Genomic DNA, 4,759 nt, shown 5'->3' with positions numbered 1-4,759 from the left:
GCGCAGATCAATAATAGCAAGGCTTACAAGGCTTATAAATAGTAAGTTTGTGAATTTCTGCCCGTATAGCAAAGAAGAACCCCATGGTTGTAGGATTCTTCTTTCGGTACTTCTTCAAATTTCACAAAGTTAAGTCAGTCATAAATTGGCAAGTAAAACTCATTTAAACGCACCGGCTCAACACTCATTGATCTTGTTTGGTATAAAAACATAAATTGGCTATAGTTTACATGCAAATAAAAAAGACGGTCATACGACCGCCCACGCTTTGCATGACCAAAATCATGTTAGCATTACTCTTTTCTCATCTACATTATAGCATACGCATGATAAAATAGAAATCGCATGACTATCCACGCTTAATTCTCCCTCTTAGCTGGGTAGAAAGGAAGGCAAGTCATGTGAACGACATTACTCTTTTTCTCATTTGTGTTCTTCTACATGAATTGCATTTGGTTCTTCATGAACTAAGTAAACTCAATAAGTAGCAGAACTAAGCTACTGGCAGTTGTATAGTCAGTAGCTTTTTTATTTTGATCATTATAAACGCTAAGAATTTAATCTTCTTAGCGTTTTATTAACTATTTGGTTTTAACAGGAAACCAAAGTGTTCCATCAGGTGTTGCCCAATTACCATCAGTAGTCTTATGGAATGTTAATGTTAATTTCTTACTTTTTAATGTCCAACTACTTTCATGTTGAATAACGTAAACACGTCCCAAATCAACATTAACTAGCTTCAGATAGTCCTTAGTGTTAAAAGTACTATGACCTGTTAAAGCCTTATAGATACTTTTAGCAGTTGGTGTATTAGAGTTTATTAGCTTGGAATTACCTAAATAACTTTTTTTACCAACAGGCTGAAAACCATTAATAGTAGCCGAATTTTTACTCAAAAATAAAGCCACTGATATACCCAAGTGATTAACCATTGTATTATCGCTTTGCCGAGCATCAACAGTTTGATATCCTTGATTAATCAAACCATTAGGAACAGTTTGCTGGTTGCGATAAACTAACCAACCTGCGAGAGCACTTCCAATAATAATTACAGTAGCCAAAACTCCTACAATCTTTTTGTTCATAGAGACTCCACCTTCTCCTATTTCTAATTTTTGTCTCATTATACTTAGAGTTAAATTAAGAAAATTAATAATGTGCAAAATTGCACATTATTACCATTAATCCTGATACTTATTTTTAAATTTACTCAATTCTAAAGAATAATTTTCCATACCAGATATTGAGAGATTTTCTATTATCACATCACATGTTTCTAAGAGTGACTTTTTACCACTCTGTTTATATTTGATCAGTAATTTCAAAAATTTAACCACACTCTTATAAAAATAAATATCAGGAGTAGTAGAAATACTGTTAACATAAGAGAAATAAAACTCTACATCTTCGAAATTATCTTTTTCTATGGAAAAGACTAATAAATTAATGATTATTGACAGAAGGTCTTTTTGAATAATTATATTCTCAGTTGATCCATATTTTTTTACTAATTTTCTAGTAATTATTTTATTGTCCTGAAAAGAGTAAAAACGCATAGAATTGCAATACAACATAAACTTCGTTTTATTAAATTCTGGGATATCAAATATTTTCTCTTTTAGTTCTTTTCGTAAGGCGTGGTTTGATTTACCATCTACATTTAGTAATTCCATAAATCCATCTACTAAAAGATTCTGCATTTTTTTATCATTTTCTGATAATTTACTTGTATTGATAATCTGCTTTATTTTCCGCATCTGATCAATATCCACTTTATAGTAAGCCTGTTCCATTAACTTTCTTTGATGTAATATTTGTTCTTTGTATGATTCATAGGTTTCATTTATTTGCATAAAAAAGTCAGATAAATCTATCCCATTGTAATTAAGTAAGGTTATAAGGTCTCTTACATTTATTTGATGTTGGTCATTTTCTACCTTCGCATAATGCGAACGGCTTATTATTTTTCCTACAAATTTAGCCTGCGTTTTCCCCTGCTCAAGACGATATTTCTTCAATAAGCTTCCTATTGTCATTCTTTGCCTTTTCGTATAATTACATCGTTACTATATTATTAAAACTGCCACCAATGTTTTTTCTTTGGTCTTTCTGTTGGACGACTATCTGCTTTTTCATCCGAACTTGACTTCTCATTGCTTGTCTCAGCATTACCCTGGGCTGATTGCAGTCTCTTAGGATCCTTATCAACCAAATTTAACGTTTGTGCGTTGTTAGTTAATTTTGTTAACGCCGTAATCTGATTATCTTTAACCGTGAGCTGATCCTTCATATCTTCATATGCATGTTTGGATGTAGCTATTGTTTCTTTTAATGAATCGATGGTTTCATCTTTAGACTTCAACACTTCATCAAACTGTTTCTGTTGATCTTCTAACTGTTTTTTTAACGTTAAAATATAATCATCTTTGCTGAATGCGTGACTTTGTGCTTCTTTCTTGGCTTCCGGCTCATTTAATTCTTTTTTTAACGCGTTAAAATCTGTTAATTTAAAAAGCTCTCTTTTGCCTTCTTTTTTAACAGCGTTAATTTTATTGCGTTCAATAAACCGAGTCACACGCATTGGATTTGTGCCCAGTGCATCAGCAATCTTAGACTTAGTTAATAGTTCTTCGCTCACTTTTAACACCTTTCTAACGCTAGATAACGTTAAAATTTATTGTTACTTTTTGTTATTATCAGAGTCTTCCTTTTCCGCAACTAGTATATCATTTTGCCATTTATCGAAAGTGTTTCTCATAGTCGTGTAGAGATAACTTCTTGGATTCTTAATTTCACCAGGTTTGGCAGTTCGCATTTTGTTAAAGTATCTTCTAAGTTTTCTAGTTATCTCTCGTTTCAATTCATTATTACAATCTTCAAAATATAATTCATGTCTACCAATTTGTTCCATTGCTTCTTTTCTACTGTCGTTAGCAGCATTTAAAATGACGCTAATGCAATCGTGAGCCGCCTCAGGGGTTTTAAACCAGAGGGTAATCAAATCTATCGATTCCTTATTAAGGAACATAGGAAGGCCCTTATCGTCCGTCAGAGTGCTGCTTAAATGTTTAAGAAGATCTTTGTTTTGCTTGACCACTATTTCTTTAGGATAAGAATCAGGGGAGAAATTCCACTTTTGAGTATCAGTATTAGTATCTTTAATAGTATCTGAATTATTCTTATCTTTATTTGTCCCCATTTTGGGGAAGTCGCTCTGCTCTAGGGCTGAAGTACCCTTGTTGCAGATTTCACTATCAGACTTCCCTTTAATATCAAGACTTCCCTGGTTTGAGCCTCGACTCCCCATTTTGGGGAATCCGCTCTGCTCTAAGGCTGACACTTGTGAAGCTTGTGAAATTGAGATTAGATCAGTTGGATCATAATCCGGTTGTAAAAGATAGATCCTGTCAGGGAAGTTCTTCTTCTTTTTTGGATCGAAGCCTTGTTTTTCAATTTCCAAAAGGTCATAATCCATTAGATGCTGTTTAACTCTAGTGACCTTGTTTTTACCAACGTGAAGCAGCTCTCTTAGCTCTTCAATCGTGAAGTAGACGTAAACGTCGCCTTTCTCGTCAATCCAGTTATTGGACAATGAGTAGCGGTATCTATCCTTAATAAGCATGTAGGCCACACGGTCATCGTTTGATAGATCAGCATATTTTTTGTTCTCTGATAAGAACTTAGGGAACTTCCAGAACAACTCTGAGTTGATCTGGGTGGAACTATATCTTTGCATAAAAAATACCTCCAGAAGCTCGTATATGCGAACTTCTGAAGGCCTTAAAATCTATAGTAATATTATATTCGTCAATGTTAGTAACATATTATTAATGTATGCAATTACATATATCAAATTATTGATAATTATACTGAGTTTGATATAATGACTATAGAAATTGAATAAGACATCAAAAGTTCGTAATCAGGGTTCCAATCTGCACGAGCTTTTTTTGTTTTCGTTTACAAAAATAATAATACCATATCGGCAAGTGTATTTGGACATCTTGCCGATTTTTGTTTTTCACTTTCAGAAACATTAGAATAGCTTTTTCCATTTTTAAAAACATTCCAAATCTTTTCTCCTTTAGGGAGAACTTCCCAGGGGACTATTTTTATAATTCTTATATCGTGATGACTATTATCGTGATGAGCCAGAAGACGGTGAAAATAGTGGAAGTCAAGATGAAGTAGGTGCCGAAGACTATAATGGCGAAGTGGAAGTCATTATCGAAAAGAACCGTTCAGGTAGTCGGGGCACTGTTAAATTGATGTTCTCTAAGCCGTTTAACCGATTCTCAAATCTGGATTATGCGCATGATGATCCGAATGGTAATTAAATATTTAGGGGTGTTCAGTAAAATGAACGCCTTTTTTGATATGAAAATAAAAAGACTTGCAATAAAAAATTACTGCAAATCTTTTTGAAAGTTTAATCTAAGAGTGTTTGTGAAATTTTATTATTATCCAGTTAATTAGATAAAAAGTTGAAATTAAAATAAATTGAATTTTTAATTCCAAAATAAATAGTGGAAAGCAAAACAAAACGGAAAATAATAAGATAATTGCGTAGATTCCTTCTAATGTTAGAAAAAAACTATTTCTTTTTCTATTTTTTAATATTGCTAGTACTGTTTTTTCATTCATAAGATCACTCCTAGCAATTATGAAACTAAGCCCAACCTAAATAGGTAATTGCCACCACATTACTGTGCAACCGCCTTTCTTATTACTACAGTTTCAAACACTACTCCCAATGTTT

The 4,759-nt window shown here is 33.0% G+C and carries 4 protein-coding genes and 1 pseudogene; 1 reads left to right on the top strand and 4 read right to left on the bottom strand.

Annotated elements, in window-relative coordinates; translation table 11 throughout:
* Nucleotides 1-581: 581 nt before the first annotated feature.
* The 4 genes from HMPREF0518_RS08795 to HMPREF0518_RS08780 form a co-directional block, all read right to left on the bottom strand.
* Complete coding sequence (locus HMPREF0518_RS08795) at nucleotides 582-1,085, bottom strand: hypothetical protein (RefSeq protein ID WP_023192949.1); 504 nt, start codon at nucleotides 1,083-1,085, stop codon at nucleotides 582-584.
* A gap of 96 nt (nucleotides 1,086-1,181) precedes the next feature.
* Complete coding sequence (locus HMPREF0518_RS08790; RefSeq protein ID WP_003627877.1) at nucleotides 1,182-2,036, bottom strand: helix-turn-helix domain-containing protein; 855 nt, start codon at nucleotides 2,034-2,036, stop codon at nucleotides 1,182-1,184.
* Between the two features lie 38 nt (nucleotides 2,037-2,074).
* A complete protein-coding gene (locus HMPREF0518_RS08785) occupies nucleotides 2,075-2,638 on the bottom strand; it encodes a hypothetical protein (protein WP_023192950.1) in 564 nt (187 codons plus the stop codon).
* A 42-nt stretch (nucleotides 2,639-2,680) separates the two neighbouring features.
* Nucleotides 2,681-3,736: a replication initiator protein A gene (locus HMPREF0518_RS08780; protein WP_003627875.1), complete on the bottom strand. Its 1,056-nt coding sequence runs from the start codon at nucleotides 3,734-3,736 to the stop codon at nucleotides 2,681-2,683.
* 382 nt (nucleotides 3,737-4,118) lie between these two features.
* Here HMPREF0518_RS08780 and HMPREF0518_RS09905 point away from each other — a divergent pair.
* Nucleotides 4,119-4,337 (top strand): annotated as a pseudogene (locus HMPREF0518_RS09905) (DnaB-like helicase C-terminal domain-containing protein); the annotation flags it as partial.
* Nucleotides 4,338-4,759: the final 422 nt, after the last annotated feature.

This window comes from Lactobacillus helveticus DSM 20075 = CGMCC 1.1877 (assembly GCF_000160855.1).
Lineage (GTDB): Bacteria > Bacillota > Bacilli > Lactobacillales > Lactobacillaceae > Lactobacillus > Lactobacillus helveticus.
This window is presented reverse-complemented; position numbering and strand designations above follow the sequence as displayed.

Bases quoted from the DNA above. Each gene is read 5' to 3' on its own strand.
- HMPREF0518_RS08795 (WP_023192949.1), bottom strand. From the start codon at position 1,085: ATGAACAAAAAGATTGTAGGAGTTTTGGCTACTGTAATTATTATTGGA.
- HMPREF0518_RS08790 (WP_003627877.1), bottom strand. From the start codon at position 2,036: ATGACAATAGGAAGCTTATTGAAGAAATATCGTCTTGAGCAGGGGAAA.
- HMPREF0518_RS08780 (WP_003627875.1), bottom strand. From the start codon at position 3,736: ATGCAAAGATATAGTTCCACCCAGATCAACTCAGAGTTGTTCTGGAAG.